19 protein-coding genes are annotated in these 26,587 nt (G+C 66.2%); 9 read left to right on the top strand and 10 right to left on the bottom strand.

Features of this window, described 5'->3' with window-relative positions; translation table 11 throughout:
- The first annotated feature begins 46 nt into the window (after positions 1 to 46).
- From ACYQ0L_RS05635 to ACYQ0L_RS05625, 3 genes are read left to right on the top strand one after another with little or no spacing between them, the layout of a single operon-like run.
- Complete coding sequence (locus ACYQ0L_RS05635) at positions 47 to 1,123, top strand: tetratricopeptide repeat protein (RefSeq protein WP_459787985.1); 1,077 nt, start codon at positions 47 to 49, stop codon at positions 1,121 to 1,123.
- Entirely contained in the window at positions 1,120 to 2,124 is a 1,005-nt protein-coding gene (locus ACYQ0L_RS05630; protein WP_459787983.1) for a HEAT repeat domain-containing protein, read from the top strand. Before ACYQ0L_RS05635 ends, ACYQ0L_RS05630 begins: the two co-directional genes overlap by 4 nt.
- A complete protein-coding gene (locus ACYQ0L_RS05625; protein WP_459787982.1) occupies positions 2,121 to 3,548 on the top strand; it encodes a glycosyltransferase family 2 protein in 1,428 nt (475 codons plus the stop codon). The genes ACYQ0L_RS05630 and ACYQ0L_RS05625 overlap by 4 nt, the downstream gene beginning before the upstream one ends.
- 41 nt (positions 3,549 to 3,589) lie before the next feature.
- Here ACYQ0L_RS05625 and ACYQ0L_RS05620 read toward each other — a convergent pair whose 3' ends face one another.
- A complete protein-coding gene (locus ACYQ0L_RS05620) occupies positions 3,590 to 4,303 on the bottom strand; it encodes an endonuclease/exonuclease/phosphatase family protein (RefSeq protein ID WP_459787981.1) in 714 nt (237 codons plus the stop codon).
- Between the two features lie 173 nt (positions 4,304 to 4,476).
- Here ACYQ0L_RS05620 and ACYQ0L_RS05615 point away from each other — a divergent pair, with 173 nt between their 5' ends.
- Positions 4,477 to 5,565, top strand: a complete 1,089-nt coding sequence (locus ACYQ0L_RS05615) for a DUF2855 family protein (RefSeq protein WP_459787980.1) — start codon at positions 4,477 to 4,479, stop codon at positions 5,563 to 5,565.
- Positions 5,566 to 5,637: 72 nt separating this feature from the next.
- Here the strand turns inward: ACYQ0L_RS05615 and ACYQ0L_RS05610 are convergent, their stop codons facing one another.
- Positions 5,638 to 6,819 carry a DUF3089 domain-containing protein gene (locus tag ACYQ0L_RS05610; RefSeq protein ID WP_459787979.1) on the bottom strand — a complete coding sequence of 394 codons (1,182 nt, stop codon included), beginning with the start codon at positions 6,817 to 6,819 and terminating at the stop codon, positions 5,638 to 5,640.
- A 163-nt stretch (positions 6,820 to 6,982) separates the two neighbouring features.
- On the opposite strand from ACYQ0L_RS05610, the gene ACYQ0L_RS05605 reads away from it, so the two are divergent.
- A complete protein-coding gene (locus ACYQ0L_RS05605) occupies positions 6,983 to 8,512 on the top strand; it encodes an MmgE/PrpD family protein (protein WP_459787978.1) in 1,530 nt (509 codons plus the stop codon).
- A gap of 12 nt (positions 8,513 to 8,524) precedes the next feature.
- Here the strand turns inward: ACYQ0L_RS05605 and ACYQ0L_RS05600 are convergent, their stop codons facing one another.
- From ACYQ0L_RS05600 to ACYQ0L_RS05590, 3 genes are all read right to left on the bottom strand, one after another.
- Complete coding sequence (locus tag ACYQ0L_RS05600) at positions 8,525 to 9,214, bottom strand: TetR/AcrR family transcriptional regulator (RefSeq protein WP_459787977.1); 690 nt, start codon at positions 9,212 to 9,214, stop codon at positions 8,525 to 8,527.
- A gap of 67 nt (positions 9,215 to 9,281) precedes the next feature.
- Positions 9,282 to 12,254 (bottom strand): TonB-dependent receptor domain-containing protein, encoded by a 2,973-nt coding sequence (locus tag ACYQ0L_RS05595; protein ID WP_459787976.1) that lies wholly within the window; start codon positions 12,252 to 12,254, stop codon positions 9,282 to 9,284.
- A gap of 140 nt (positions 12,255 to 12,394) precedes the next feature.
- A complete protein-coding gene (locus tag ACYQ0L_RS05590; RefSeq protein WP_459787975.1) occupies positions 12,395 to 13,972 on the bottom strand; it encodes a carboxylesterase/lipase family protein in 1,578 nt (525 codons plus the stop codon).
- 209 nt (positions 13,973 to 14,181) lie between these two features.
- Between ACYQ0L_RS05590 and ACYQ0L_RS05585 the strand changes: the two genes are divergently transcribed.
- On the top strand, positions 14,182 to 15,834 hold the full coding sequence (locus tag ACYQ0L_RS05585; protein WP_459787973.1) for a carboxylesterase/lipase family protein: 1,653 nt from the start codon (positions 14,182 to 14,184) through the stop codon (positions 15,832 to 15,834).
- A 33-nt stretch (positions 15,835 to 15,867) separates the two neighbouring features.
- Here ACYQ0L_RS05585 and ACYQ0L_RS05580 read toward each other — a convergent pair whose 3' ends face one another.
- The 4 genes from ACYQ0L_RS05580 to ACYQ0L_RS05565 all read right to left on the bottom strand — a co-directional run bounded on the left by ACYQ0L_RS05580 (position 15,868) and on the right by ACYQ0L_RS05565 (position 20,974).
- Positions 15,868 to 16,833, bottom strand: a complete 966-nt coding sequence (locus ACYQ0L_RS05580) for a glutathione S-transferase family protein (protein WP_459787971.1) — start codon at positions 16,831 to 16,833, stop codon at positions 15,868 to 15,870.
- Between the two features lie 3 nt (positions 16,834 to 16,836).
- Positions 16,837 to 18,318: an aldehyde dehydrogenase family protein gene (locus ACYQ0L_RS05575; protein WP_459787970.1), complete on the bottom strand. Its 1,482-nt coding sequence runs from the start codon at positions 18,316 to 18,318 to the stop codon at positions 16,837 to 16,839.
- Positions 18,319 to 18,387: 69 nt separating this feature from the next.
- Complete coding sequence (locus ACYQ0L_RS05570; protein WP_459787969.1) at positions 18,388 to 19,386, bottom strand: family 43 glycosylhydrolase; 999 nt, start codon at positions 19,384 to 19,386, stop codon at positions 18,388 to 18,390.
- Positions 19,387 to 19,408: 22 nt separating this feature from the next.
- A complete protein-coding gene (locus ACYQ0L_RS05565) occupies positions 19,409 to 20,974 on the bottom strand; it encodes an aldehyde dehydrogenase (NADP(+)) (RefSeq protein WP_459787968.1) in 1,566 nt (521 codons plus the stop codon).
- A 169-nt stretch (positions 20,975 to 21,143) separates the two neighbouring features.
- On the opposite strand from ACYQ0L_RS05565, the gene ACYQ0L_RS05560 reads away from it, so the two are divergent.
- From ACYQ0L_RS05560 to ACYQ0L_RS05550, 3 genes are read left to right on the top strand one after another with little or no spacing between them, the layout of a single operon-like run.
- On the top strand, positions 21,144 to 22,520 hold the full coding sequence (locus ACYQ0L_RS05560) for a sugar porter family MFS transporter (protein ID WP_459787967.1): 1,377 nt from the start codon (positions 21,144 to 21,146) through the stop codon (positions 22,518 to 22,520).
- Positions 22,521 to 22,579: 59 nt separating this feature from the next.
- A complete protein-coding gene (locus tag ACYQ0L_RS05555; RefSeq protein WP_459787966.1) occupies positions 22,580 to 24,100 on the top strand; it encodes a tryptophan halogenase family protein in 1,521 nt (506 codons plus the stop codon).
- Complete coding sequence (locus ACYQ0L_RS05550) at positions 24,097 to 25,572, top strand: tryptophan 7-halogenase (RefSeq protein ID WP_459787965.1); 1,476 nt, start codon at positions 24,097 to 24,099, stop codon at positions 25,570 to 25,572. The genes ACYQ0L_RS05555 and ACYQ0L_RS05550 overlap by 4 nt, the downstream gene beginning before the upstream one ends.
- Here ACYQ0L_RS05550 and ACYQ0L_RS05545 read toward each other — a convergent pair.
- Complete coding sequence (locus ACYQ0L_RS05545; protein ID WP_459787964.1) at positions 25,541 to 26,560, bottom strand: cupin-like domain-containing protein; 1,020 nt, start codon at positions 26,558 to 26,560, stop codon at positions 25,541 to 25,543. The genes ACYQ0L_RS05550 and ACYQ0L_RS05545 overlap by 32 nt on opposite strands.
- Positions 26,561 to 26,587: the final 27 nt, after the last annotated feature.

Below are 26,587 nucleotides of genomic sequence, written 5' to 3'. Positions count from 1 at the left end.
GCTCGCTCTTGGATGCCTCGCGTCGCTCGCGTTGCATTCGCCTGCCTTGGCGCAGGCCGGCGGCGAGACGCGGGAGCAACAGCTCGAGCGGATCGAGCAGGCGCGCATTGCGGGGCGCTACGAAGAGGCCCGCCGCGGGCTGGAGCAGCTCCTCGCGGCCAATCCCGACAACCCCGATCTGCTCCGCCGTCTTGCCTCGGTCAGCGCGGCGCAAGGGAATCTGGCGCAGGCGCAGAAGCAGATCGACCGCGCCCTCGCACTGGCGCCGAACGATCTCGATATCCAGCTGGCGCGCGCCAATATCCTGCTGTGGCGCGGCGAGCGGGCCGCAGCGCAGAGGCAGGCCGACGCAGTCGCCGTCCGCGCCCCGGACTACCCCGAGCTCGATTCGCTGCAGGCGCGCATTGCCGAGGATTCAGCGCGCGATAGCGTCCGGGTTACCGCCCTCGCGATCGGCGCCGGGGTCTCCGATATCGACTTCGACAACCGGGACGGCGAAAGCTGGTCTTCGCAAACCGCGTCCGTGGGCCTCGCGCTGTCGCGCAATACGGGCGCCAGCCTGGCAGTCGAACGCGAAGAGCGCGCGGCGACCGACGTGCGCATCTCCACCCGGGTCGATCATCGGCTGGGGAGGAATTCGGTCTATATCTCTGGCAGCGTCGTCCCCAACGCCGATTTTCGCGAAAGCTGGAGCATCGGTACCGGCGGCGAAATCGCGCTGAGCGACAAGGCCACGGCGCTGGTCGACGTGCGCTATGCCGAATATCGCGACCGGAACGTCTTCGCCGCCCAGCCGGGCCTGCGCTACGCCTTCGACGATACGACCTCGGTCACCGCCCGCACGATCAACCTTGTCGGTGGCGGTGAGGATTTCCGCCTCGGCGGTTCGCTTCAGTTCGATTATCGGCCCGAGAGCACTCTGGGCGGTTTCGCGGTTCTCGCCAGCTATCCCGATGTGGAGGCCGACGGCGTGCGCCAGCTGCGCAGCGGGGCGCTGGGCCTGATCGTGCCGCTGGCCGACCGCTTCACGCTAACCACGGTCGGCGCGTATGAGGATCGCGAGAACAGCTACCGGCGGCTCTCGGGCACGCTCGTGCTGGGCCTGCGCTTCGGTGCGCCATGACCTTGCCGTTCGGCATCTACAACCTCGTCATCTTCGGGTCCGTCGCTCTGGCCGGCGGGATCACGCTGTTTTTCCTTCTGCTGGTGGTGCGCCGGCATCTTGCCGAGCGGAAGGCCGCCGAACACAAGCGCGTCGATGCCCGGATCACCCGCGGCTACCTACGCCGGGTGGCGGGTCAGCGTCCGGACGATGACGAAACGGGCTGGACCGACGAGCGGCGGCTGGCGGCAGTCAGCCAGATCCAGGGGCTCCTTCGGGGGGGCGAGCGCGACCGGCTGATGCAGATCGCCGAGCTCGACGGGCTGCTGGCGACAACCGTGCGCCGGTCCCACAGCTGGCGCCGCGCCCGCCGGGTGAGCGCGATCCGCCTGCTGCAGCGCTTCGGCAGCGAGCTGTGCATTGCGCGGCTGCGCGAGCTCATGGCCCGCGATCGCAGTTCGCGCGTCCGGGTCGAGGCGGCTTTCGCGCTGGCGGCGGCGCACGCACTTCCGCCCCCGCGCGAGACCATGCGCATCCTGCGCATGACGGCGCGTGCACCCAGCAGGCTGGATGTCGCGCTGCTGCGTGCCAGCGCGCCCGACTATCGCGAGCAGCTCGCGCTGTTGCTGGAGGACGATCTGACCCCGGTGTGGCGGGCGCAGCTGATCGACTCGCTCGGGTGGAGCGGCGACATGGCGGTGATCGACGTGGTGGAGAAAGCCGCGCGGCACGATCATCCGGAAATTCGCGCTGCCGCGTTGCGGGCGTCGGCGAAGCTGGGCCATCCCGGCGGGAAGGAATGGATCCTGGGGGCGCTGCGCGATCCGGCTGCCAATGTGCGCGTCCAGGCGGTCAATACCTGCGCCGCGCTGGGCCTGAAGGATGCGCGGGGTGCACTGAACGATCTTCGCGACGACCCCGAACTGTGGGTTAGGTTACGGGCCGAACAGGCTCTGGAAACGCTCCGTCTCGGCGCGGGCGCCGTGGCTGATCTCTCCGCCGAACCGAGGAACGTGGCGTGACCTGGGCCGAACTTCAGGACATCGCTGCGAGCATCATCATCGCGCTGGCATTCTTCTGCTTCATCGTGGTGTTCCTGCGCAACATGATCGGCCTCGCCCAGTTGCTGATCGCAGCGTGGGTCTTTGCCACGCGGATCGAGCCAAGCGAGAGTGCGCGCGAGCTGTGGCAACGCTATGGCGACCTGGCGCTTCCCATTTCGGTGATCGCGCCCGCATACAACGAAGAGCTGTCGATCGTCGAAAGCGTCAAGGCGCTGCTCTCGCTCGAATATCCCGACCATGAGGTGATCGTGGTCAATGACGGGTCGAAGGACGATACGCTGGGGCAGATGGCGCGCGCCTTCGACTTGGAACCCTGCAAGCGCCAGCAGATCGCGAAGCTGCAAAAGACCGAAATCCGGCAGACCTACATTTCGCGGCGCTATCCGAACCTGTTCGTGGTCGACAAGGAAAACGGGCGCAAGGCCGACGCGGCGAATGCCGGACTGGGCTTTGCGCGGACCCCGCTGGTCTGCATCATCGACGCAGACTCGATCATCGAGCCCGATGGACTGCTGCGTGCGGCCGAGCCTTTCATGCATGATGATGGTCGTCTCGTGGGAGTCGGCGGGGCGATCCGCATCGTCAACGGGTGCACGGTCAAGGGAGGAGCCCTGCAGGAGATGGGTCTCGCGAAGGGTATCGTCCCGCGCTTTCAGGTTGTCGAGTACATGAGGGCTTTCCTGACCGCCCGGGTCGCCAATGCGCAGACCAACACCCTGATGCTTATCTCCGGCGCATTCGGACTCTTCCGCCGCTCCACCCTTGTCGAGATCGGCGGCTACCGGCACGATACCGTGGGCGAGGATCTCGAACTGGTCGTGCGCTTGCATCGCCATCTGCGCGAGCAGAAGCGCCCCTACAGCCTCGCCTTCATCCCCGACATCGTCTGCTGGACGGAAGCGCCGTCGGCCATGAAGGGTCTCGATAACCAGCGCGCGCGCTGGCAGCAGGGATCGATGGAGACGCTGCTGCGCCATCGACGGATGATCTGCAACCCGCGCTACGGGCGGATCGGACTGCTGGCCATGCCGCATATCGTGCTGGAAGATATCCTCGGCCCGCCTGCCGAGCTTCTGGGCTATCTCGTCCTGCCGGCGGCGGCGTTGATGGGGCTGCTGGATCCGGTGATGGCCATCGCATTCTTCTTCGTGTCGATCGTGTTCGGCAGCGGGCTGACCGTGGGCACGCTCGCCCTCGAAGAACAGCAATTGCGCCGTACGCCTTCAGCAAAGGACCTGATGCGGCTCGGCTCGGCCGCGCTGCTGGAGAATTTCGGGTACCGGCAGATGAACCTCTGGTACCGCATTCTGGGTATTCGTCGGTTCATCAGAAAGGACTCCAGCTGGGCCGCGGTGCCGAGAGTGGGTTTCAATGCCGACTGATGATGGGCGCTAAGTAGCGGGGGGCGGCGAGGGCGCGCGCCTTACGCCGGTACGCGCAGGACCGCCCAGACCGGCAGGTGATCGGACGCGCGCGAGGCGAGCGCGCTATGGTGCACGCCGTATTCCACAGCCTTCAGCGGCGGGCCGTGCATGATCCGGTCGAGCTTCCCGATCGGCCGTTGGCTGTGGAAGCTGCGGCCGCAATCGAGCAGCGTGAAATGGCGTGAAAACTCTTTCAGACAGCCGCCATTGGGGCGCCACTCGTTCAGATCGCCCGCCAGCAGGGTAGGCCGCTGCGCCTGCGCCGCCCGGGCGAGGCTGGCGATCGCGCGCGCCTGCCGCATGCGCCACAGGCCCGACAGATCCAGATGCATGCCGAAAACCGACAGTTCGGGCCCTGCGGGCAGTCGCACGGTCGCGGTGACGACGCCGCGCGGCTCCAGAAAAGGAATGTGGAGCACATCGTGATCGAGGATGGCGATATCGCGCCGGACCATGATCGTATTGCCGTGCCAGCCCATCGAATCGTGCTGCACGTCGAAGGGCACGGGCACATAGTCGGTATGCTGTTCGACGAGGAAGTCGGGCAGAGTGCGCTCGCGCAGGCCGAAGCGCCGGTCCGCCTCCTGCAACACCACGATATCTGCATCGACCTCGCTCAGCACATTGAGGATACGCAGCGGATCGCGCCGCCGGTCGGTGCCGACCGCCTTGTGAATATTGTAGCTGGCGAACTTGAAGGTCGTGTCGTTCATCGCGTCAGATCGGGCTGCGCGTCATGCGCGCCATGGTCTCCTGTCTCTCGGGCCAATGAGCCTAACCTCTATCGGCGGTAGACGGGAATGCCATAGCCGGTCAGGTCGTTCCCGGCGGCGGCCTTGGCGAGCGCGCTTGTCTGTGCCTGCTCGCCAAGGCAATGATCCCGCGAATGACGAGCCTTACCCAATTCGTCGTCCGCAAGGACGAGCTTCGCAATGGACGCATCGAAACGCAGACCTTGCCGCCGCTGGACGATGGCGAGGTGCTCGCCAGGATCGACCGTTTCGCCCTGACGGCCAACAATGTCACCTATGGCGTGATGGGGGATCGGATCGGCTACTGGAAGTTCTTTCCTGCCGCAGGCGAGGCGGAGGGCGAGGGCATCATTCCCGTCTGGGGCTTCGCCGACATCGTCGAATCGTCCCATCCCGACATTCCCGTCGGCGAGCGTCTGTATGGCTTTTTCCCGATGGCGAGCCACCTCGTCATGAAGCCCGCGAAGGTCAGCGAAACCCGCTTCTTCGACGGGGCGGAGCATCGTGCGGGCCTGCCGCCCGTCTATAACGCCTACGCCCGCGTCACTGCAGAAGGGGACTACGACGGGAGTCTCGACGATGCGCGGATGGTGCTCTTCCCGCTCTATGCGACGTCGTTCTGCATCTACGACTTCATGCAGGATCGTGGCTGGTACGGTGCGGACCAGGTGATCGTGCTGAGCGCTTCGTCCAAGACCGCGATTGGGTGCGCCTATGCGATCGCGGGCGATCCGGCGGCACCCAAGACGATCGGTGTCACCTCGCCGCGCAACGCGGCATCGGTCGAAAATCTGGGTCTCTATGGCGATGTGCTGACCTATGACGGGATCGAGACGATCGACGCGAGCGTCCCCGCGCTCATCATCGACATGTCAGGCAATGGCCAGGTGCTCGGGCGCCTGCACGAGCATCTCGGCGACGCCATGAAATACACCTCCAACGTCGGCGTCACCCATTACGACGCGAACACCATGCCGCCCGGCTTCATCCGCGATCGCAGCGAGATGTTCTTCGCACCCGGCCATATCCAGAAGCGCACGCGGGAGTGGGGTCCGGGCGTCTTCGAGCAACGCTCCCACAGCTTCTGGAAGAACGCCGCGCGCGACTCGCGCGACTGGCTGACGATCCGCAACGAGAGCGGCGCCGATGCCGTGCAGCGCGCATGGGACGCCGTCGTCAATGCCGAGACTCCGGCCGATGCGGCGTGGGTGGTCGGCTTCTAGGCGGGGTGACCAGGCGCCAGCCGGGAGGCTGGCGACGATGATCAGTCCATTCGCCGGTTCCGGACGCGCGCCTCAATCCTCCGCGCGCGCCAGCCAGGCGGCGCTCTGCGAACGGGCGAGGTCGAGCAGGTTGCCCATCACCAGATTGATGTCGATCAGGTGCAGGCCCATGTCCGGGTTGATCTGCCCGTCGGTATAGATGTCGCCGGTAATATCGTCGGTGCGCGGATCGTCGGGGTCGGCCTTGATCCTCATCGTGAGATACTGCCCCTTGTCGTTCGACACGCATTCGCCCGTCAGCAGGCCGGGGACCGAGGCGAAAGGCGTTTGGACCTCCCTGCCGTCGGTCGTCCACTCGGGCACTGGGCCTTCCATCAGCGCGTCGGTCGTCAGATAGGAGTGCAGGGGCGCCTCGCCTCCACCCGGCGCTGCCGGATTGACGCAGGCGATCGCCATGCCGGGACGCGAGGTTGCGGCGTAATCGTTCACCGGGCCGATCGTGTCGCGGAAGCTGCGATAGGCGACGACGCAGCCGGCTTCCTTGGCGCTGGTGCATAGCGGCATCGACTGGAAATCGCCGCCGACCACCTCGCCCTCGGGCACGAGCACGCTGGTGCCGTTGAGATAGGCCGCGACGATCCGGCCCTGCGCAGGCTTGCCGTCGATCTCGGTCTTGATCAGCTGCGTCATCATGCGCGAGCCCTGCGAATGACCGATCAGGATGACGCCGCGCCCCTGATTGTAGTTCTCGAGGTAATAGTTCCACGCATCCGCGACATCGCCGTAAGCCGTGCGGAACGCTGCGATGATCTCGGCGCGGGGAAGCTTGCCCGACGCGCCCATCATGGTGATCTGGCGGTACTTGGGTGCATACACCCGGCACACGTCGGCAAAGCGGGCGAGCTGCTGCTGGACGACCCGGCCTTCCTCCGGCCCCTCGTTCCAGTCGGCATTGGCACCCTGGTCGAGCGAGATCGTGGGGTAGATATAGAAGCAGTCGACCGCGGCATCGGCGGGCGGTTCGAACGGCTCGATCGTCATCGTGCCATCGGCGGCGACGACCGTGGTCGTGAGGTCCTGATCGCAGGTGTCCTCGCGCCCTGGAAGGCACAGCCACTTGTCGGTGTCCGAATAGAGGCCATCCGCCCTCTCGACTGCCGCACTGGTGGGTGCTTCGGCGTGCTGAGCGCTGGCAGGGGTGCAGAGCGCGCACAGTGTCACGCCAAGCACGGTGCCGATGAAGCGGCATTTCATAGGTCTCTCCCGATGTTCGTCGCACTCCCGGTCGTGTCCGGGGCGCTCTCTATCTCCTCCCAGAATGGACCCCATGCCCGGGGATGGCAACTTACAAACAGGCGCGTTTGTTTTTTACGTGGTCCCGTGTAGGCTTGCGCGGAGAACATAAGGGGAGAGAGTGATGGATGATCGGCTGGCTTTGTCGAGGCGCGGCGCGATGGCGGGCGCGGGCATCATGGCGCTGCTTGCGGGCAGCCGGCTGAGCGCTGCGGGAGGCGGCGTGATGCAGTCCGATGCAGCTGCCGAAGCTCCTGCGCCCGGCGATCCCGGCTTCGTCGCGGTCGTGCCCGCACTGACCGACTATATGGCGGGGGCGCGCACCGCGCCCGTGCCGCCCGCGATCCGCGAACGCGCGCGGCTCCATATCCTCGATACGCTCGCCTCGATCGTGGCATGCCATCCGCTCGAAGCGGCGCAGCTCGGCAGGAAATATGCCAGCACGATAAGCGGGGGTGGGGGCAGCCCGGTGTTCGGTTCGCGCGCAACGGCGAGCGCGATCGATGCCGTCTTCGCCAATGCGATGACCGCGCACGCGGCCGAGATCAACGACTTCATCCCCTCCGCCTATGTCCAGCCCGGCCCCTCCATCGTCAGCGCCGCGATGGAGCTGGCGCGCGCGAACGGGCGCAGCGGGCACGATCTCGTCAATGCGGTCGTCGCCGGATACGAACTGGCCGGACGCATCCCCAAGGCAATCGGCACGCGCAACCTGTGGTACGCCGGCCTCGCCAATCACGGGGTCGGCCCGGTCTTCGGCACCGCCGCCGCCAGCGCCGCGCTGCTCGGCCTCGATCGGGAGCAATGCGACCATATGCTGGCCTATTGTGCGCAGCAGGCCTCCGGCTCGTGGCAGTGGATGCTCGACGTGCGCCACGTCGAAAAGGCCTTCGTCTTTGCCGGCCTGGGTGCACGCAACGGGATGCAGGCGGCGATCATGGCCGACCTTGGCTTCACCGGCGTCCCCGAAAGCTTCGATACCGATAAGGGCTGGTTCCGCTGGCCCGCGCTGACCGGCGATGGATCGGACCCCGCGCGCCTGATCGACGGCTTGGGGGAGGAGTTCGAACTCTCGCACGCGGCGATGAAGCGCTATCCGGTCGGTGGCCCGACCCAGCCCGCGGTGCGCGCGCTGCTAGAGCTCCAGCGTGAGGTCGACGCGAAGGACATTGTCTCCATCAGGGTGGAGATGCCGGGGGCGGCAGAGACCTTCCGCAGGGCAAATATGCCCGCGCTCAACATTCCCTATCTTGCCGCGATCATCATGCTCGATGGCCGGCTCGATTTCGTCGATGCGCAGTCGCTCGACCGGATGACCAATGACCAGGCCGCGAAGGCCTTTGCGAGCAAGGTCGAGGTTGTGGCCGACGAGGCGCAGGAGACGGGAGAGGGTGAAGACCGGACCGAAAGCGCGCGCGTCACGCTCACCATGAAAGATGGCAGCACGAAGTCGCGCTACATCGCCTACGTGCCCGGTTTTCCGACGCACCCCATGGGCAAGAGCGATGTCGAAACCAAGGCGCGCGAGCTGGTGGAGCCGGTCCTCGGCAAGGCGAAGTCGCGGCAGCTGATCGCGCTCTGCAATGATCTCGACGGGCTGGCGAGGGTGGACCCGATCATCGAGTTGATGCGCTTCGAAGCAATGCCGGGCTAACCGGGCGCGGCGTCAGGACGCGTCGTTTTCGGCGATCAGCCGCTCGGTCAGCTGCTCCTTGTACCATTCGAGCAGCTTGACCGATTCCGCGATCGTTTCCGTCGATCCGTCATCATAGATCGATTCCAGCAGCAAGCCCCGCATCGCCGCCGTGTGGAGCTTGTTCATCGTCTTGAGCAGGGCTTCGTTCTCGATCCCCGCCGCTTTGGCCACATTCTTGGTCTTGGCTAGCTGAATCTGGTCCAGCTGCTGCAGGAAGCGCGGCATGATCTCCGCGAGCAGCGGATCGCCGCGCGACCCGATCAGGATTTCCAGCAGGGCGATCGATTCCGGCTCGCGGATCGTTTCCCACGATGCCCTGGTCAGTGCGTGGAAGCGCTCCACGCCCGGCGTGATGTCGCGCAGGGCTTCCTTGCGCTTGGCCTGCAGCGTCTCGACGGCACGATAGCCGACCGCTTCCATCAGCTCTGCCTTGCCGGCAAAGTGGTGGAGGATGCCGCCCCGGCTGATCCCCGCACGCTGGGCCACGCGCATCACCGTCGTCGCCGCATAGCCTTCCTCCGCAAGATTGAAAATCGCCGCGTTGATCGCACGCCTGCGGGAGGACGAGCTGCGTTCCGCCTGGGTCCGGCGCACCTTCTTCGGGCGCCCCGTGTCGCTGATGCTCGGTCCGGGAGCGGGTGTCGGCGCTTTATCGGTCATTTCGGTTTCAGGTCCTAAGGCCGATGAAAGCGCCGAACAAGTTCCCGCATGAGGCTATTCGCCCGGATCAGAAGCGCGCTGTCGCGCCGACGAAGAACCGACGCCCGATCACGTCGTAGGTCGATGTCGGCGTGACCGAGCTGCCGCCGAACTCGGGCGGCTGCTGGTCGAACAGGTTGTTGATCCCGGCGCGCAGTTCGAACCGGTCCTGCACGTTCAGGCGCCCGATCAGGTCGAAATAGCTGACGGCTGGGACGCCTTCCGCCTCGCTGTCGGGGTTGGTGACGATGGCCGAATTGTCCTGCTGCCCGATGTAGCGCCAGCGGAAGGACAGCGAGCCGGTATCGCCCGCGAGGCCCAAAGTGGTCACGTGCTTCCACGCGGGGTGCGTCGACGAGAAACCGTCGATCTGGGCATTGCCCACGGTACCCGAATAGTCGAGGACCGGATCGCTGGAGGTCGACTGGATCTTGTAGTCGATAACATAGGTCACCGCGCTGTTCAGGAACATCCGCCCGACGCCGCCGATATCGACCGCTGCGTCCAGCTGGAAGTCTATGCCCGAGGTCTGGTAGCTGGCCAGGTTGAACAGCGGCTCTTCGATCTCTGCCAGCAGGCCGGACGCGTCGCGTTCGATCAGCTGGCAATTGATGTTCTGCGGATCGTAATCGGGGTTCTGTCCGGTGAAGTTGTAGCACTGGTTCAGGGCGATCGGGCTCGTCAGGTAGCCGATCGCGTCGTCGACGCTGATATTGAAGTAGTCGATCGACGCCGAGAAGCTGGACAGCAGATCGAACATGAAGTCCGGCTGGATGACCGCCCCGATCGTGTAGCTGTCCGCCGTCTCTTCCTGCAGATCGGGGTTGCCGATGCGGAAGGCCGCATTCGCGCTGCCCGAATAGGTATAGCCGTCCACCAGCGATACCGGGACTCCCTGCGCGATGCACAGCGCGCGCACCTGCGCCGGATCGACGCCTTCGACCTCCCCGTTGCGCGCTGCGCCGGTCACGTCGCACGGGTCGCCACCGCCGCCGGCCGCGCGTCCGATGACGCCGATCGCACCCTCGCGCGGCGAATACAGGTTGCCGAGGCTGGGCGCACGGATCGCGCGCGAATAGCCGCCACGAAGCGTGAGGCCCATCAGCGGGCTCCAGTTCGCCCCCGCCTTGTAGGTGCTGACGCCGCCGATGGTGTCGTAATCGGAGTAGCGATAGGCGAGATCGACCTCGAACCCGGTGAACACGGGAATCAGAAGCTCGCCGTAGATCTCAGCGACCGACACATCCCCACCGGAAGACAGCGCGCCCGATGTGCCCAGTACCTCGGGCGCGGTTGTCACGCCCGGGGTGCCGGTCGGCTGCGGGCTCTTGAGCGGGTCGATCGTCGCCTGGTATTCGTTGCGGCGATATTCGGCGCCGACCGCGAAGCCGAGCGGGCCGGCGGGCAGGTCGAAAAGCGTGCCTGTCAGGTTACCCTGCACGACCGTCTGGTCGAAGACCGCGCGATCCACGGTGTCGAGCGTCAGGTAGTCGGAACATTCCTGCGATGTCGGCGCGAAGCCGAACGGATCATAGCCGCCCGCGCATAGACTCGCCCCGCCATCGGGTGCGGAGACGACTGCGTTGAAACGCGACCGGCTGATCTGGTTGAAGGTGGTCGAATCGTTCGTCGTCTTCCCGCGGGTCGCGTAGAGGTCGAAGCTGAGCGACGGGCCGATCGAACCCTCGATCCCGACGAGCGCCTGATAGACATCGTAGTCCTCCTCGATCTCCAGCCGGCCGATGCGCGTGCCGGTGAAGTAGTAGGACAACGGCGCGTTGGGGACGGGCCTTGCGTTCAGAAGCGTGCGCAGGTCGGGCGTGATGAAGGGGTTGGATACCGGGATCTGGATCGGCTCGACCACCGACTGCAGCACGCCGGACGCCGATTTCTGCCGTGCCGTGTAGGTCGCGTAGTTGAACTGCGCGTAGGCGGTGATGGTATCGGTGATGTCGAACTCGCCGCGCGCGAAGCCGGTGTAGCGCTCGATCGGCAGCTGCACCGTGGAATCGTAGAGCGAGCGCTGCCGAACCACGCCGTCCGCGACCAGATAGCCTGTGCTATCGGTGTCGCGCAGGTTCAGCCCATCGTTACGCCCGATGACGGTCCCGTCCGAATTGACCAGATAGCTGCTCGATACGCCGGGAATTTCGGTGCCGTAGGTATTGGCGAACAGGTTGCGGAAGGCCGCGACATTGGCGGGACGCCCGAAGCCGAAGGGGTTGCTGCCCGACTGGATGATGAGGCCGCTGGTCGGCGAAGAGGTGCCGTCCACATTGTCGAAGAACGGCCGTGCATTCTGCGAGGCCGTGCCACGTTCGAGATAGGAAGCGGAGAGGAACACCCGCGCCCGGTCGTCGGCGAAGCTGCCGCCATAGGTGGCCGATGCGCTATAGGTTGCCGCGTCGCCCAGCTCGGAAAGCCCGACGTCGCCCTGTAATTCGAGGCCGCGAAAGCGGTTGTTGAACTTGAAGTTCACCACGCCTGCGATCGCGTCCGATCCGTACACGGCGGACGCGCCGCCGGTAATCACTTCGACCGAAGAGACGAGCGCGGAGGGAACCGTGTTGAGGTCGATCGCGCCCGACGTATCGGAAGGCTGGAGCCTGCGGCCGTCGAAGAGGATCAGCGTCCGTTCCGCGCCCAAACCGCGAAGATTGGCGTTGGCCCGGCCGCCGCCGCCGCCTGCAACCGCATTGGTCTGGGAGCCCTGCGTTGCCTGAAACTGCGGCAAGGCGTTGAGCGATTGTTCGATCGTGGCCGGACCGGCGTTCTGGATGAACTCTTCGTCGACCGTCGTGATCGGGCTTTCGGCCGTATAGTCGCGCCGCACGATGCGCGATCCGGTGACGACGATCGGCTCGCTCGCGGCAACGGTCTCGCTGTCTTCCAGCCCGACCTCATCCTCGGTCTGCGAGGACGGAATGTCCTGTGCGTGAAGGGGGTGGGCCAGCATCGAGAGGCTGACTCCCGACAAGGCTATCCAGCGGATAGTACGCATAAAAACTCTCCCGGTTTGCATCCGCGTGGCTGCGGTGCGGGGCTTTTGCCCTGTTGATTTTCGTCGTGTGGAATGGGGTGCGGACGACCGGTGCGTGCCCGGCGGAGATACGCCGGAGCCCACCCGATCGTCCGCTTCGGTCAGTCGGCGGAGCCGCGCGATGCGCCGATCTGCGCCCAGATATCCCGGAATTGCGCACGCGGGTCGTTCTCGACATGCGGGTCCTGCGAGAGGATCATCGTTGCGCGCCTCTCGCTGTCGTAGGCGGGCCAGTCGGGCAGGTACGTGTTGTTCGGATCGCCGCTGGCCGCGAAGGCCGCCCAGCTGCCCGCGATGCGATCCGCCATGGCGAGGCTGTCGGCGCTCGGTCCATTGAGCGCGCCACGCACGCTGTGGAGGCTGGGGGCGACATCGATGCCGTGCACTGCGCCGTAGCGTCCGCCATAGGCGGGGCTGGGCCAGGTCCACAGGTAGGACCAGACCGGGGCGCCGCCCTGCTTCGCCTTGAGTTCGGCCTGCGCGAACGCGCCCTTCCTGAACCAGATATCGCTGTCCATCCGGGCGGCGAGCAGGAAGGGTTTTTCCTCCGGGCTCTCGTCGCGATAAAGGTCCACCACCTCCTTGGCCCGGTCGCCGGCACGCTCGCGCGCGAAGTCGAGCAACTGGGCTTCGGTCATGGCGAAATTGCCCATCCGGTAGGATCGCTCGTCGAGGGCGGTGGATACGATCAGCGGCACATCGCGGCTGACCTCGGGCGCATCGGGGGCGAAGGGATGGCGCGGCAGAACCTTGCCGTCGACCACGGGCGCGAAGGATGTGGGCGCCTCGCCCTTGGCACGCGCGGCGGCTTCCAGCTTCGCCTGCGTCTCCAGCAGCGTCGTCCACGGCACGGCCTGCAGCGCGTCGGTATCGCCCGGCGCGATGTCCAGCGCTTTGAGCAGCCGCGCGGCGTTCGCATTGGCTATTTCTTCCGGCATCATTCGCAGGGCGGACCCGCTCATCACGCCGGCGCGGTGGAACAGGCCCTTGCCGCTCGGCATGGCCATCAGCGTACTGGTCTTCGCGCCGCCGCCCGACTGGCCGTAGACGAGCACGCGCGAGGGATCGCCGCCGAAGGCTTCGACATTGTCGCGCACCCATTCCAGCGCGGCGACGATATCCTGCATGCCGACCGTGCCGGACGAGGCGAAGCGATCGCCTCCGGCTTCGGCGAGATGGAGGAAGCCCAGTGCGCCCAGACGATGGGTGACCGAGATCACCACGCTGTCCGAAAAGCGCGCCATCGCCTCGCCGTCCATGCCGATCGCATTGCCCGAGCCGCCGTAGAAACCGCCCCCGTGAAGCACGACGATGACGGGCTTCTTCGCGGTGGCCGAGAGGGTGGGGGACCACAGGTTGAGAGCGAGGTTGTCCTCCCCCGGGCCTGCCGGCTGGTTGTCGAACATGATCAGGTCGGCATAGTCGTGACGCCGGTCGCCCGGCACCTGCGGCGCAGTGTCCGAATAATGCAGCGCGCTGCGCACGCCCGCCCATTTCTCGACCGGCTGCGGCGGCATGAAGCGGTTCGCACCGGAGGTGGGCGCGCCGTAGCGCACGCCGAGAAACTTCGCGATGCCACCGGCCATCATCCCGCGAAGACGCCCGTTGGTGGTCTCGACCACCGGAAAGATGTCAGCAGCGGAAAGCGGGCCCGTCGCTGCGATGAGGCCTCCCGCCATTGCTGCGCCAAGGAAGCCCCGCCGACTCGGCGTAAAAGGCGATGCCATTCGATACTCTCCCAAAATCGGTAAGGCTTTTGCCAAATCCGCGGAGAGCGTAACCGCTGCGGAAGAATTAAACAATCGTGACTGTCGGTAAATTTTTTCGTAGGGTCGGCGAGGACAACAAGGGCGCAAAAGCCCGTATTCATGGGAAGAGGACGACCGAGATGGCGATACGAGCCGGCAGCATCAGGAATCTGGGATATGGAATTTCGGCAGCGCTAGGCGTGGCGCTGGCGGGGTGTGCGAGCACGGGCGCAGTCGATGCGGGCCCGGGGGCGATTGCCTCCAGCGACGCGCCGATCCTGTCGACCAGCCTCGGTCCCGTGCGCGGCACGACCAGCGAGGCGGGCGACGTGAAGATCTTCCGCGGCGTGCGCTACGGGGCTTCGACCGAAGGCATGCGGTTCCAGGAAGCCGCCGATCCCGCGCCGTGGGACGCGCCCCTCGATGCGACGCAGTTCGGCCCCGACTGCCCCCAGCGCCCGAGCGGGGATGTGCCCGTGTTCGCCTCATGGAAAAACGACCTGCCGCAGAGCGAGGACTGCCTGTTCCTCAATGTCTGGACGCGCGGGATCGATGACGGGAAGAAGCGCCCGATCATGGTCTGGCTGCATGGCGGCGGCTACGTCACCGGATCGGGTTCGAGCCATGGTTACGATGGCACGCGCCTGGCGCAACGCGGCGACGTGGTCGTGGTGACCATCAACCACCGCCTCAACGGGTTCGGCTACCTCTATCTGGGCGGGGTTTCCGACGATCCGAAATATGCACATGCAGGCAATCTCGGCAGCCTCGACGCGATCAGGGCGCTCGAATGGGTGCGCGACAATGCGGCGGCGATCGGCGGCGACCCTGACAACGTGACCATTTTCGGTGAATCGGGCGGGGCGGCGAAGGTCTCCACCCTCATGGCCATGGAGGCGGCGGACGGATTGTTCGATCGCGCCATCGCGCAATCGGGCTCGATGTCGCTGGCGGGCTTCGAGCCGCGGCTAGCGACGGCTCTGACGAAGAATATCTTCGAAACGGCCGGGCTCGAACCGGGCGATGTGGAAGGCCTCGCCGCGCTGCCGATGGAAGACTACGTGCGAGTGCTGATGAAATCGCGCACGCGGGCGGCCTATTTCCGCCCGGTGGTCGATGGCAGTTCGCTGATGCGGCAGCCGTTCTCACCCGACGCGACGCCCGTATCTGCCGATATCCCGCTGCTGGTGGGAACGAACCGTACCGAAATGCGCCTGCAGGCGGGGCTGGCCGATCCCGGCAACTTCTCGCTCACATGGGACCAGCTTCCCGCGAAGATCGAAGGCGTGGTCGGCGATGCCGACGTCGATCAGGTCATCGCGGGCATGCGGGCGGCCTATCCGGATGCCGATGCGAGCGAGATTTTCTTCCAGACCGCCACGTTCCAGAACTATCGCGGCACGGCGCTGCGGCAGGCCGAACGCAAGAGTGCCCAGAACCAAGCGCCGGTCTACATGTACAGGCTCGACTGGGAAACGCCGGTCGAAGGCGGCCGACTCAAGTCGCCGCACGCGCTCGATATCGCGTTCGTGTTCGACAATGTCGCGCGCTCGACCTCGTATACCGGGACGGGGCCGGACCAACAGCGGATGGCGGATCTGATGTCGGAAGCGTGGATCGCCTTCGCGAAGACGGGCAATCCAAACACGCCCGCGCTGCCGCAGTGGCCGCGCTATAGCGAAGCGAACCGCGCGACCATGATCTTCGACACCGATCCGGAGGTCGTCGTCGACCCGGACGAGGCCGAGCGCGAGCTTCTCCAGAGCCTGCTGTCCGAAGGGCGCTCGCAGTAGGTGGGATGCCGGCCTCGCGCGAGGCCGGCTCCTTCACCCGGCGGTGCCTGGTATAAGGGGCTCGGGCCCGGCGGGCACGATGCCGTTCGGATTGATCCGCTCGTGGCTTTCGTAATAGTGATGCCTGATGTGGCGGAAATTGACCGTCTCGGCGATGCCGTCGAGGTCGTAGACCCGGCGGGTCAGCGCGGCGAGGTTCGGGTAATCCGCGATTCGGCGCACATTGCACTTGAAGTGCGTGTGGTAGACCGGATCGAACCGGATCAGCGTGGTCCACAGGCGGATATCCGCCTCGGTCAGGCGGTCGCCGACCAGCCAGTCGTGCCCTTCGAGCCGTTCTTCCAGTTCGTCGAGCACCGCGAAGAGCGGTGTCACCGCCTTGTCGTAGGCATCCTGCGTGGTCGCGAAGCCCGCCTTGTAGACGCCGTTGTTCACGGCATCGTAGACCCGATCGTTCAGCGCATCGATTTCGTCGCGCAGGTCTTCGGGATAGAGGTCTAGGTCGTTCGCGCCGCACCCGTCGAACGCGGTGCCGAGCATGCGCAGGATGTCCGCGCTCTCGTTGTTGACGAAGGTCTCGGTCTTCGTGTCCCACAGCACCGGAACGGTGACATGGCCCGAATAGTCGGGCTTGGCGTGGGTGTAGAGCTGGTGGAGATGATCCGCGCCGATCGCGGGGTCGCCGGTGACGCACTCGCCGTCGCGGAACGACCAGCCGCCTTCCTTCATCAGCCAGTGGACCACGTTCAGCTCGATCGCGTCGGTCAGGCCTTTCAGGTGGCGCGCGGCATTGGCGCGGTGCGCCCATGGACAGGCGAGACTGATATAGAGGCGGTAGCGCCCCGGCTCCGCCGCGAAACCGCCTTCGCCGGTCGGGCCGGGCGATCCGTCGGGCGTGATCCAGTTGCGAAACGCGCTTTCATCACGCTCGAACTCGCCGCTGTCCTCGTCGTTATGCGCCCACTCGTCATGCCAGGTCCCATTCTTCAGGAAGCCCATTGCTTAAAGATCCTCTGCCGAGAAGGGGAACTGCCGCTTGCCGTGCTGGACGGAAATCCAGTGCGTGGTCATGAAGGCCTCGATGGCCCAGCGGCCGTTGAACCGGCCGACGCCTGAATTCTTGACCGCGCCGAAGGGCGCGAAGGGGCTGTCGTTGACCGGCTGGTCGTTGATGTGCGTCATCCCCGCCTCGATCTGCTTGGCGAAGGCGAGCGCGCGGCCCTCATTGCGGCTGAAGACCGAACTCGACAGGCCCATCTCGGTCGCATTGGCTAGCTCCAGCGCATGGGCCTCGTCCCGCGCCCGCTGGATCGGCGCGACGGGGCCGAAGATCTCGTTCGCGACGAGGCAATTGTCCTCGCCCACATCGGTGAAGACGTGGGGCGGGATGACGAGGCCGTCGGGCTCTCCGCCGAGCGCGCAGGTCGCGCCCTGATCCTTCGCCTTGCCGATCATCTCCATGATCCCGTCGAACTGATCGCGGTTGACGACGGGGCCGATGAAACAGTCCGCCGCATCGCGCTTGCCGACTGGCAGCTTCTTCACCCTGGCCACGAACTTCTCGACGAATTCGTCATGAATTGCGTCTTCGACGACGATGCGATTGGCAATCATGCAGATCTGGCCCTGATGCATGAACTTGCCCCACACGCTCGCTTCGACCGCATAGTCGATATCCGCATCGTCGAGCACGACGATCGGCGAATTGCCGCCGAGTTCCAGCTCGAGCGACTTGATCCGGTCGCCATCGAGCGCGGCTTTGCCGACGCCGCGCCCCACAGGGGTGGAGCCGGTGAAGCTGACGACTGAGGGGATCGGGTGGCGCACCAGCGCGTCACCGATCTCGGACCCGCTGCCGGGCAGGACGGAAACGAGGCCCTGGGGCAGTCCCGCTTCCTCGCAGATCGCGGCGAACACCGTTCCGCCCGTGACCGGCGTATCACTGGCGGGTTTGATGACCACTGCGTTGCCCAGCGCCAGCGCCGGGAAGAGCGTGCGCGAGGTCAGCTGGAGCGGGAAATTCCACGGGCTGATCAGCGCGATCACGCCCGCCGGCTGGCGATAGGCGCGGCTTTCCTTGCCCGGAATCTCTTCGGGCAGGATCGCGCCTTCGACCATGTAGGGCAGGGCCGCTGCCTCCTGCCGCGCGACCTGCGTCACCAGCATCAGTTCGAGCGCGGCCTTCACCTGCGTCCCGCCGACCTCGCGGACGATCCACTCGGCGATCTCGTCCTTGCGGGCCTCGAGGATGTCTCCAATGGCCAGCATCTTGGCCGCGCGCGCGGATGGCGGCAATTCGGCCCATTCGCGCTGCGCTTCCGCGGCGGCATGGCAGGCCTCGTCGACGTCGCCTGGTCGGGCGGTCTTCATCGAGAAGATCTCGCTCTCGTCCCACGGGCTGATGTTTTTCAGGGTATCGCCTTCTCCGTTGCGCCATTCACCGGCGACGAAAAGGCGGTCGAGCTTGCTGTATTTTTCGGACATACTGAGCGAACCCGCGGGCCCGGCGATGGTTTCGGACCCTGCCCGAAAGGCCCATGCCCGGCACCGGGCCTAGCCGGGCGGCAGGATGCCGCTTGCGGTCTGCTCGACCGGAAGGATCAGCCCGTCCTCGTCGAACCGGAGCCGCTCGACCGCTACCGCGCGGCGCCCGATCGCGCCCTGCTGATCGCCCACGGTGAGCGTACCGACATGGTAGAACAGGTACCATTCGCCCCTGAATTGCACGATGCCGGGGTGGATCGTGAAGCTGTTCGCCGCGCTGCCGGTCACCTCGCCTCGCCATGTCCACGGGCCGGTGATCGCGGGCGCGGTGGCATAGGATATCCGCTCGTCCGGGCTGATTGCCTTGTCCATTGAAGCATAGGCGAGATAGTAGATGTCGCCGCGCTTGAAGATCCACGGCCCTTCCTCGAAATCGGGCAGGTCGATCTGGCGGATGGCCGAGGCGAAGCTGACCATGTCGTCGGCCAGCTGCGCGATGTAGAGATTGGCATTGCCCCAGATCAGCCAGCTGGTGCCGTCATCCTCGGTCCACACGGTCGGGTCGATATCGTCCCAATGGTGCGGGCCGTCGGTGTCCTCGTTCTTTACGAGCGCATGGCCGAGCGCATCTTCGAACGGGCCGAGCGGACTGTCCGCCACCGCCACGCCGATCGCCTTGCCGTGGCTGCCCTGCGCCTCGTCATGTTCGACCGCGGTGTAGAACCAGTAGCGAGCGTCCTTCTCATGCACCTGGCTGGCCCACGCATCGCGCGAAACCCAGCCGAAGTCGGTCGGGCGCATCACCGGGCCGTGGAAGGTCCATGTCTCCATGTCCTTCGTCGAGTAGGCGAGCCATTCGGTAATGTTGAACATCTGTTCGCCGCGCGCTTCGTCGTGGCCGACGTACAGGTAGAGCGTGTCGCCCACCACGAGCGGGGCGGGATCGGCGGTGAAGCGATCCGTGATCAGGGGGTTGCCCTGGTAGGTGAAGGTCGTCGCCTCCTGCGCCGGAATAGTGGCGCAGGAGGCGAGCATACCGGCGAGAGCGAGCGTGCCGAGACCCCTCATGGTGCGTCGCTCCCGCCGGAACTCAGACGGTGTAGGACCCGTCGATGCGGCGCAGCGTGCCCGAGGCACCTTCGCGCAGGACTTCGGGCAGCAGCGCTTCGGGCATGTCCTGATAGGATACCGGCCGCACGAAGCGCTCGATCGCCAGCGTGCCGACCGAGGTGCTGCGCCCGTCCGAGGTTGCAGGGAAAGGCCCGCCGTGCACCATCGCATGGGTCACGTCGACACCCGTCGGCCAGCCATTGGCGATGATGCGACCGGCAAGCTGTTCGAGTACGGGCATCAGCTTGGCGGCCGCTTCGTGGTCGCCGTCGTTCATGTGCAGCGTGGTGGTCAGCTGGCCTTCCATGCCGGAGAGCACCTGCGCGACCTGGTCGAGATCGGTGCAGCGCACGATCAGCGATGCGGGGCCGAAGACCTCTTCCTGGAAATCCGGATCGGCGAGGAAGGCATCGGCGGACACGGTATAGACCTGCGCGCGCCCGCAGGTGCCCGGTGCCTCTTCGCCGAGGCCGACGAGCTGCGCGCCGCTGCGTTCGGACAGGCGCTTCGCCCCCTCGGCGTAGGCGGAGGAAATACCGGTGGTGAGCATGGTCTGCCCGCCGACATTGGGCAGCGCCTTGGCGGCGGCGTCGACGAAGGTGTCGAGCGCGTCACCTTCGATTGCGAGCACGATGCCGGGGTTGGTGCAGAACTGGCCCGCGCCCATCGAGAGCGATCCGACATAGGCCTTCGCCAGCTCTTCGGGCGCCTCGGCAAGGCGCGAAGGGAGCAGGGTGACCGGATTGACGCTGCTCATCTCGGCATAGACGGGGATCGGCACGGGGCGCGATGCGGCGTGATCCATCAGCGCGAGGCCGCCCTTGCGCGATCCGGTGAAGCCGACCGCCGCGATCCGCGGATCCTTGACCAGCGCTTCGCCCAGCGCGTTCTCGGTCCCGTTGACGAGCGAGAAGACGCCCGCGGGCAGTCCCGCTTCTGCGACCGCTTCGGTAATTGCGCCCGCGACCAGTTCGCTGGTGCCGGGGTGGGCCGGGTGGCCCTTGACCACGACACAGCAGCCGGCTGCGAAGGCAGAGGCAGTGTCGCCGCCTGCGACGGAGAAAGCGAGCGGGAAGTTGGACGCGCCGAACACGGCTACCGGGCCGAGCGGGATCATGCGGAGGCGCAGATCGGGCTTGGGCGGCGTGCGCGCCGGATCGGCATGGTCGATCCGCAGGGCCTGCCAGGCGCCGTTCTCGATTTCGTCCGCGAACAGCCGCAGCTGGCCGACCGTGCGGCCGCGCTCACCGTTGAGGCGTGCCTCGGGCAGGCCGCTTTCCTTCATCGCGCGCTGCGTCAGCGTGTCGCCGAGCGCGTCGATCTTGTCTGCAGCCAGCCGCAGGAAGGCCGCGCGCTTGGCCAGCGGCAACGCGCCGTAGGTCCGCTGCGCCTCGGCTGCTGCCTTGCAGGCGCGCGCCACATCGTCCTGCGTCGCTTCGTGGAATGCTTCGCCGAATGCCTCTCCGCTCGCGGCTTCGCGCGCCTGGAAGGTCGCGCCGCCTGTGGTCCGCTCGCCCGCAATGAAGTTTTCGCCTGTGATGGTCATCCGCGCTTCTCCTCTTGTGTGTTTCCGTTGGTCCAGTCCGTTCGACAGCAAACATTGCATGCTTGCGCTGGCCCCGGTTTCCGTCGTAGGTAGCGCTAACATAATAAACCGGTGTTGCAACCGGAGGTAGGGGAGCGGAACTTTGGATAACGCACGCGATGGCGCCAATATGGCGCTGATCTCGGCGATCGTGGCAGTCGCGACGCTGGGGGGATTTCTTTTCGGATTCGATAGCGGGGTGATCAACGGAACGGTTGATGGCCTGCGCCTTGCGTTCGATTCGGACGATGTCGGCACCGGCTTCAACGTGGCCTCGATGCTGCTCGGCTGTGCGGTCGGCGCGTTCTTCGCCGGGCGGCTGGCCGACATCATGGGGCGCAAGAAGACGCTGCTGATCGCGGCGGCCTGCTTCATCGTCAGCGCCTATGGTTCGGGCATTGCGGGCTCTTCGGGCGAATTCGTCATCTACCGCATTATCGGCGGCCTCGCGGTGGGCGCGGCCAGCGTGCTCGCGCCGGTCTACATCAGCGAAGTGACCCCCGCGAACATGCGCGGGCGCCTCGCCAGCATCCAGCAGGTGATGATCATCGTCGGCCTGACGGCGGCGTTCCTTTCGAACTATCTGCTCGCCGAATTCGCGGGCTCGTCGATCCAGGAATTCTGGCTCGGCTTCGAAGCATGGCGGTGGATGTTCTGGATCGAGCTGATCCCGGCCACGATCTTCCTCGTCGCTCTGCTCTTCATTCCCGAAAGCCCCCGCTATCTCGTCAGCCGCTCGCGCGAGAGCGATGCGCACGGCGTGCTCGAACGCTTGTTCGGCAATAGCTTCGCCACGCGCAAGGTCAGCGAGATCGAGGCCTCGCTCGCCAAGGACCACCGCCCGCGCCTGTCGGACCTGCGCGACAAGGTGCGCGGCAAGATCCGCCCGATCGTTTGGACCGGCATCGGCCTCGCCGTGTTCCAGCAGCTCGTCGGCATCAACGTGGTGTTCTACTACGGCGCGGTGCTGTGGCAGGCGGTCGGCTTCAGCGAGAGCGACGCGCTCAAGATCAATATCCTCAGCGGTGCGATCTCGATCGGCGCGGTGATCCTCGCAATCCTGCTGATCGACCGGATCGGGCGCAAGCCGCTGCTGCTGATCGGCTCGATCGGCATGGCCATCACGCTCGGCGTGGTCGCGATCGCCTTCATGAGCGGCCAGCTGGTGGGCGAGAAGCTGCAACTGTCGGACGATGCCGGGCTGACTGCGCTGATCGCTGCCAACCTCTACGTCGCGTTCTTCAACTTCAGCTGGGGCCCGGTTATGTGGGTGATGCTGGGCGAGATGTTCCCCAACCAGATCCGTGGCTCCGGCCTCGCGGTGAGCGGGTTCGCGCAGTGGATTGCCAATTTCGGGATCACGATGACCTTCCCCATCATGCTGGCAGGCATTGGCCTGAGCGGGGCGTATGGCTTCTACGCCGCCAGCGCCGCGGTCTCGGTCGTCTTCGTCTGGCTGCTGGTGCGCGAGACCAAGGGGATCGAGCTGGAAGACATGCAGGGCTGAGCCTTGCACGCGGGCGGCGAACGGTGGTTCGTCGCCCGCAGTTGGGCTAGGCATACACGATGATGGGACAGCGCAAACCGACCAGGGTGGTGGTGCTCGGCGGAGGGACCGCCGGATGGATGAGCGCCGCCGGGATCGCCCGGCTGCTCGGCGACCGGGTGGACGTCCAGCTGGTCGAAAGCGACGATATCGGCATCATCGGCGTGGGCGAGGCGACCTTGCCGCATATCCGCGGTTTCGTGGAGCGGCTGGGGATCGACGAGGCGGCCTTCATGAAGGCCACCCATGCGACCTACAAGCTGGGCATCGACTTCCGCGATTTCGGCCGTATCGGCGAGAGCTACATCCACCCCTTCGGCTCCTTCGGGGAAGAGCTGGCAGGGGTCGGCTTCCACCATTACTGGCTCGAACTGCAGCGGCACAGCATGGCGCAGCCGCTGGGCGATTATTCGCTGTGCGTCGCCGCTGCGCTGGCCAACCGGTTCGAACCGCCCGCGCAGGACATGTCGCTGCGCTCCACCTATGGCTACGCCTACCAGTTCGACGCCACGCTGTTCGGCCCGTTCATGCGCGAGTTCGGCCTCTCGATCGGGGTGACCCGGCACGAAGGGCTGGTCACTGGCGTCGATCGCGATGCTGGCAATGGCGACGTGACCGCGCTGCTGCTCAAGGACGGCCGCCGGATCGAGGGCGACCTGTTCATCGACTGCTCGGGCTTCCGCTCGCTCCTGCTGGGGCAGGAGCTGGACGAGGAGTGGGAGGACTGGACCCATTGGCTGCCATGCGACCGTGCCGCCGCAATGCCGTGCACGCATGCCACCGAAGACATCCGCCCCTATACCACCGCCACCGCGATGCCCGCCGGCTGGCGCTGGCAGATCCCGCTGCAGCACCGGATGGGCAACGGCTATGTCTTCTCGAGCGCCTTCATCGACGAGGATGCGGCGTGCGAGACCATTCGCGGCGCGGCCGAGGGCGATCCGCTGGCCGATCCACGCGTGCTGCGCTTCCGCCCCGGACGCCGCAAACGCTCGTGGAGCCACAATGTCGTCGCGGTCGGACTGGCGAGCGGTTTTCTCGAACCGCTTGAATCGACCTCGATCTACCTCGCGCAGATGGCGATCACCTATCTGATCGAGCTGTTCCCGCAGGATGGCCGGATCGCCGATGCCGACCGTGCCGAGTTCAACCGGCTGGTCGACATGGAATACGACCGGGTGCGCGACTTCCTGATCCTGCATTACCATGCGACCACGCGCGATGATTCCGAGTTCTGGAATCACGTCCGCACCATGACCGTGCCCGACAGCCTGACCGAGAAGATGGAGCTGTGGCGCAAGGCAGGCCGGATCGAGCGCTATTCGGACGGATTGTTCTACGATGCCAGCTGGATCGCGGTCTATGTCGGGCAGGGCTGGCTGCCCGAGAGGCACGATCCGCGCCCCGGCATGATCGACCCGCACAAGCTGAAGGCCGCGGCGGACCGGTTGCAGCAGGAAATCGGCTACGAGGTTTCGCGCATGCCGGGCCACCAGGACTATCTGCGCGGCGAGTCCGCACGGCTCGCGGAGCCGGCATGAGCCAGCCGCGTGAACCCCTGCGTCGGATCGTCGTGGTCGGCAGCGGGCCGGTCGGCCTGCTGACCGCGATCGGCCTGCGCCGCGCGCTGCCGCAATGCGAGGTGGTCGTCGCCACGACGATCCCCGCGCCGTCGTCCTTCGCCGACTATGCGGCGACAGCGCTGCCTTTCACCAACAAGCTGCACGACCGGCTGGGGATCGACGAGGCCGCGCTGGTGCGCTCCGCCGGGGCGAGCCACCGGCTGGTCACGCGCTATATCGGCTGGGGCGGGCAGGGGACGCAGGGCGTGATGCCCTATGGCGGTACCGGCGACCCGGCGCTGCAGACCCGCTTCGCGCAGGATTGGGGCGGCGGGCCGCGCCATGCGGGCGAGGAGCGTCCCGCAGGCTCTCTGGCCGAGGTGCTGATGCAGGCAGGCCGCTTCGCCCCGCCGCCACCCGACGAGGATACGCCCCTCTCGCAGGTCGACTACGCGCTGCGCTGGAACCCGCACGCCTATCGCGAGATGCTCATCGCCATCGCGCAGCAGCTGCGTATCGGGCGCGTCCCGGGCGACATCGCCGCGCTGGAGCCGGACGACAGGGGCGGCCTCGCCGCGATCGCGATTGCCGGGCAGGGCCGGCTGGAGGCGGACCTGTTCGTCGATTGCAGCGGCGCTGGCGCGCTGCTCGCTTCGGCCCTGCCCGGTTTCGAAGTTGTCGCCTGGGGGGATGTTCTGCCCGTCAGGCGGTTGCTGGTTGCGCCGCGCGGGCAGGCGATGGTCGCGCTGGAGGACAGGTTTTCGCTGCTCGACCAGGGATGGCTATGCGAGTTCGCGGGACGCGACGGCTTGCAGACGACACTCGCCGTGGGGGAGGGCGTGCCGGACCAAGACGCGATTACTGCACTGGGGCAACAACCGGCGGCCATCATCCCCGTGGTCCCCGCCCGCATTGCGCAGGCGTGGCAGGGCAATGTCATTGCCATCGGCGATGCTACCGCGCAGTTCGAACCGCTCGGCTTTCTCAACCTCGATCTCGCGCATCGCCAGATCGACCTGCTGCTGGAGATGCTGCCGGGACGCGACATCCTTGCGCTGGAGCGGGCCGAATTCAATCGCCGCGCCGGGCTGATGCTGGACGGCGTGCGCGATACGCTGGCGCTGCATTACGCTGCACCCCGCGCTCGCAAGGTCTTCGAACAAGCCGCCATGCCGCGCAGCGTCGAGACCGCGGTCGACCAGTTCACCCGACGCGGGCGCCTCCCATTCCACGAGGAATCGGCGCTGCTGCGCCAGGAGATGGTCGCACTGCTCGAAGCGCTCGGCCACGAACGCGGCCTCGCGCCACAGCACGTCGGCACCGACCCGCGCCAGGTCGAGGCCGCGCAGGGCGAATTCGACGGCCGTGCGCGCGCTGCACTCGAATTCGCGCCACCTTATGCGCAGTGGATGGAATCGATCACCCGCGCGGCTGCAACGCCGAACGGATGATCCCGCGGATACGGTCGAACAGGCCGGGGCTTGGTGGGCCGAGCACGCCCTTCGCATGGTGCGGCAGATGCGCATCCGCTGTGCCATTTTCGTCGAACACGTAATAGTCCAGCAGGCCGCGCCAGGCCTCCCGCTGCTCCGGCGGGAGGTGGCGGAAGGCCAGGATCGCATGCAGCAGGCCATCGTAGGGGCTGCCGATCCCGTGCGGCTGGTCCTGCGTCCACCAGTAGTTCACAAGAATGCTGACCGGGGCGAGCGAGCGCACGCCGTGCCACCAGCAATAGGGAATGTAGATCGCGTCTCCGGGATCGAGCGTCGCCGCAGTCGCATGCTCCATCGCTTCGGCGAAGCGGGGGAACGCGGCAAAATCCGGACCGTCGATGTCGACCATGCTCACCGGCGTACCTGCAGGGGTCAGTTCGAACGGGCCGGGATAGAGGTTGGCGGCTTGCCCCGGCGGGAACAGCGTGAAACGCCGCTGCCCGGCGACGCACACCGCGATGTTTTCCTTGATGTCGAAATGGGGCGCGACCTGGATGCGGTTGCCAATCCAGATGCGCGGTTCGACCGAAGGGAGCAGGTCCAGCCGGTTGTCGCGTGCAAAAGTGGGCAGCAGTTCGGCAAGCGGTTCTGACTGGACCGCCATCGCCGGGGCATCGGGCAAGGTGCCAGCACGCAGCAGATCCTGCAGGAAAGTCTGCAGATGGCCCTGGCCCTTCATGAAGTTGAGGCCGGTCAGGTCGGGCTTGTAGAAGAAGCGCCCCTTTTCAGAAGGCGGAGCGGCCATGGCCACGACGGGCCGCGTCACCCCGCCTTGCAGGATATAGCGCACGATTGCCTCGTCGCTTTCGCGCGCGGCGGACACTGCGGGCCAGTCTGCAACGAGGCCGCGCATCACCACGGGGCGGCCCGCGGCGCGGATTTCGGCGAGGACGCCGGGCGTGATCGGGCCCTCATGCTCGTCTATCGGACTAGGACTGACGGTCATGCAGACAGGTACCGGGGCGCGCCGACC

The organism is Alteriqipengyuania triglochinis (assembly GCF_054655655.1).
Note: the sequence above shows the minus strand (reverse complement) of the source record. Positions and strands in the feature narration are given on the sequence as shown.

Bases quoted from the DNA above. Each gene is read 5' to 3' on its own strand.
- ACYQ0L_RS05630 (WP_459787983.1), top strand. From the start codon at position 1,120: ATGACCTTGCCGTTCGGCATCTACAACCTCGTCATCTTCGGGTCCGTC.
- ACYQ0L_RS05620 (WP_459787981.1), bottom strand. From the start codon at position 4,303: ATGAACGACACGACCTTCAAGTTCGCCAGCTACAATATTCACAAGGCG.
- ACYQ0L_RS05615 (WP_459787980.1), top strand. From the start codon at position 4,477: ATGACGAGCCTTACCCAATTCGTCGTCCGCAAGGACGAGCTTCGCAAT.
- ACYQ0L_RS05610 (WP_459787979.1), bottom strand. From the start codon at position 6,819: ATGAAATGCCGCTTCATCGGCACCGTGCTTGGCGTGACACTGTGCGCG.
- ACYQ0L_RS05605 (WP_459787978.1), top strand. From the start codon at position 6,983: ATGGATGATCGGCTGGCTTTGTCGAGGCGCGGCGCGATGGCGGGCGCG.
- ACYQ0L_RS05600 (WP_459787977.1), bottom strand. From the start codon at position 9,214: ATGACCGATAAAGCGCCGACACCCGCTCCCGGACCGAGCATCAGCGAC.
- ACYQ0L_RS05595 (WP_459787976.1), bottom strand. From the start codon at position 12,254: ATGCGTACTATCCGCTGGATAGCCTTGTCGGGAGTCAGCCTCTCGATG.
- ACYQ0L_RS05590 (WP_459787975.1), bottom strand. From the start codon at position 13,972: ATGGCGGGAGGCCTCATCGCAGCGACGGGCCCGCTTTCCGCTGCTGAC.
- ACYQ0L_RS05585 (WP_459787973.1), top strand. From the start codon at position 14,182: ATGGCGATACGAGCCGGCAGCATCAGGAATCTGGGATATGGAATTTCG.
- ACYQ0L_RS05580 (WP_459787971.1), bottom strand. From the start codon at position 16,833: ATGGGCTTCCTGAAGAATGGGACCTGGCATGACGAGTGGGCGCATAAC.
- ACYQ0L_RS05575 (WP_459787970.1), bottom strand. From the start codon at position 18,318: ATGTCCGAAAAATACAGCAAGCTCGACCGCCTTTTCGTCGCCGGTGAA.
- ACYQ0L_RS05570 (WP_459787969.1), bottom strand. From the start codon at position 19,386: ATGAGGGGTCTCGGCACGCTCGCTCTCGCCGGTATGCTCGCCTCCTGC.
- ACYQ0L_RS05565 (WP_459787968.1), bottom strand. From the start codon at position 20,974: ATGACCATCACAGGCGAAAACTTCATTGCGGGCGAGCGGACCACAGGC.
- ACYQ0L_RS05560 (WP_459787967.1), top strand. From the start codon at position 21,144: ATGGCGCTGATCTCGGCGATCGTGGCAGTCGCGACGCTGGGGGGATTT.
- ACYQ0L_RS05555 (WP_459787966.1), top strand. From the start codon at position 22,580: ATGATGGGACAGCGCAAACCGACCAGGGTGGTGGTGCTCGGCGGAGGG.
- ACYQ0L_RS05550 (WP_459787965.1), top strand. From the start codon at position 24,097: ATGAGCCAGCCGCGTGAACCCCTGCGTCGGATCGTCGTGGTCGGCAGC.
- ACYQ0L_RS05545 (WP_459787964.1), bottom strand. From the start codon at position 26,560: ATGACCGTCAGTCCTAGTCCGATAGACGAGCATGAGGGCCCGATCACG.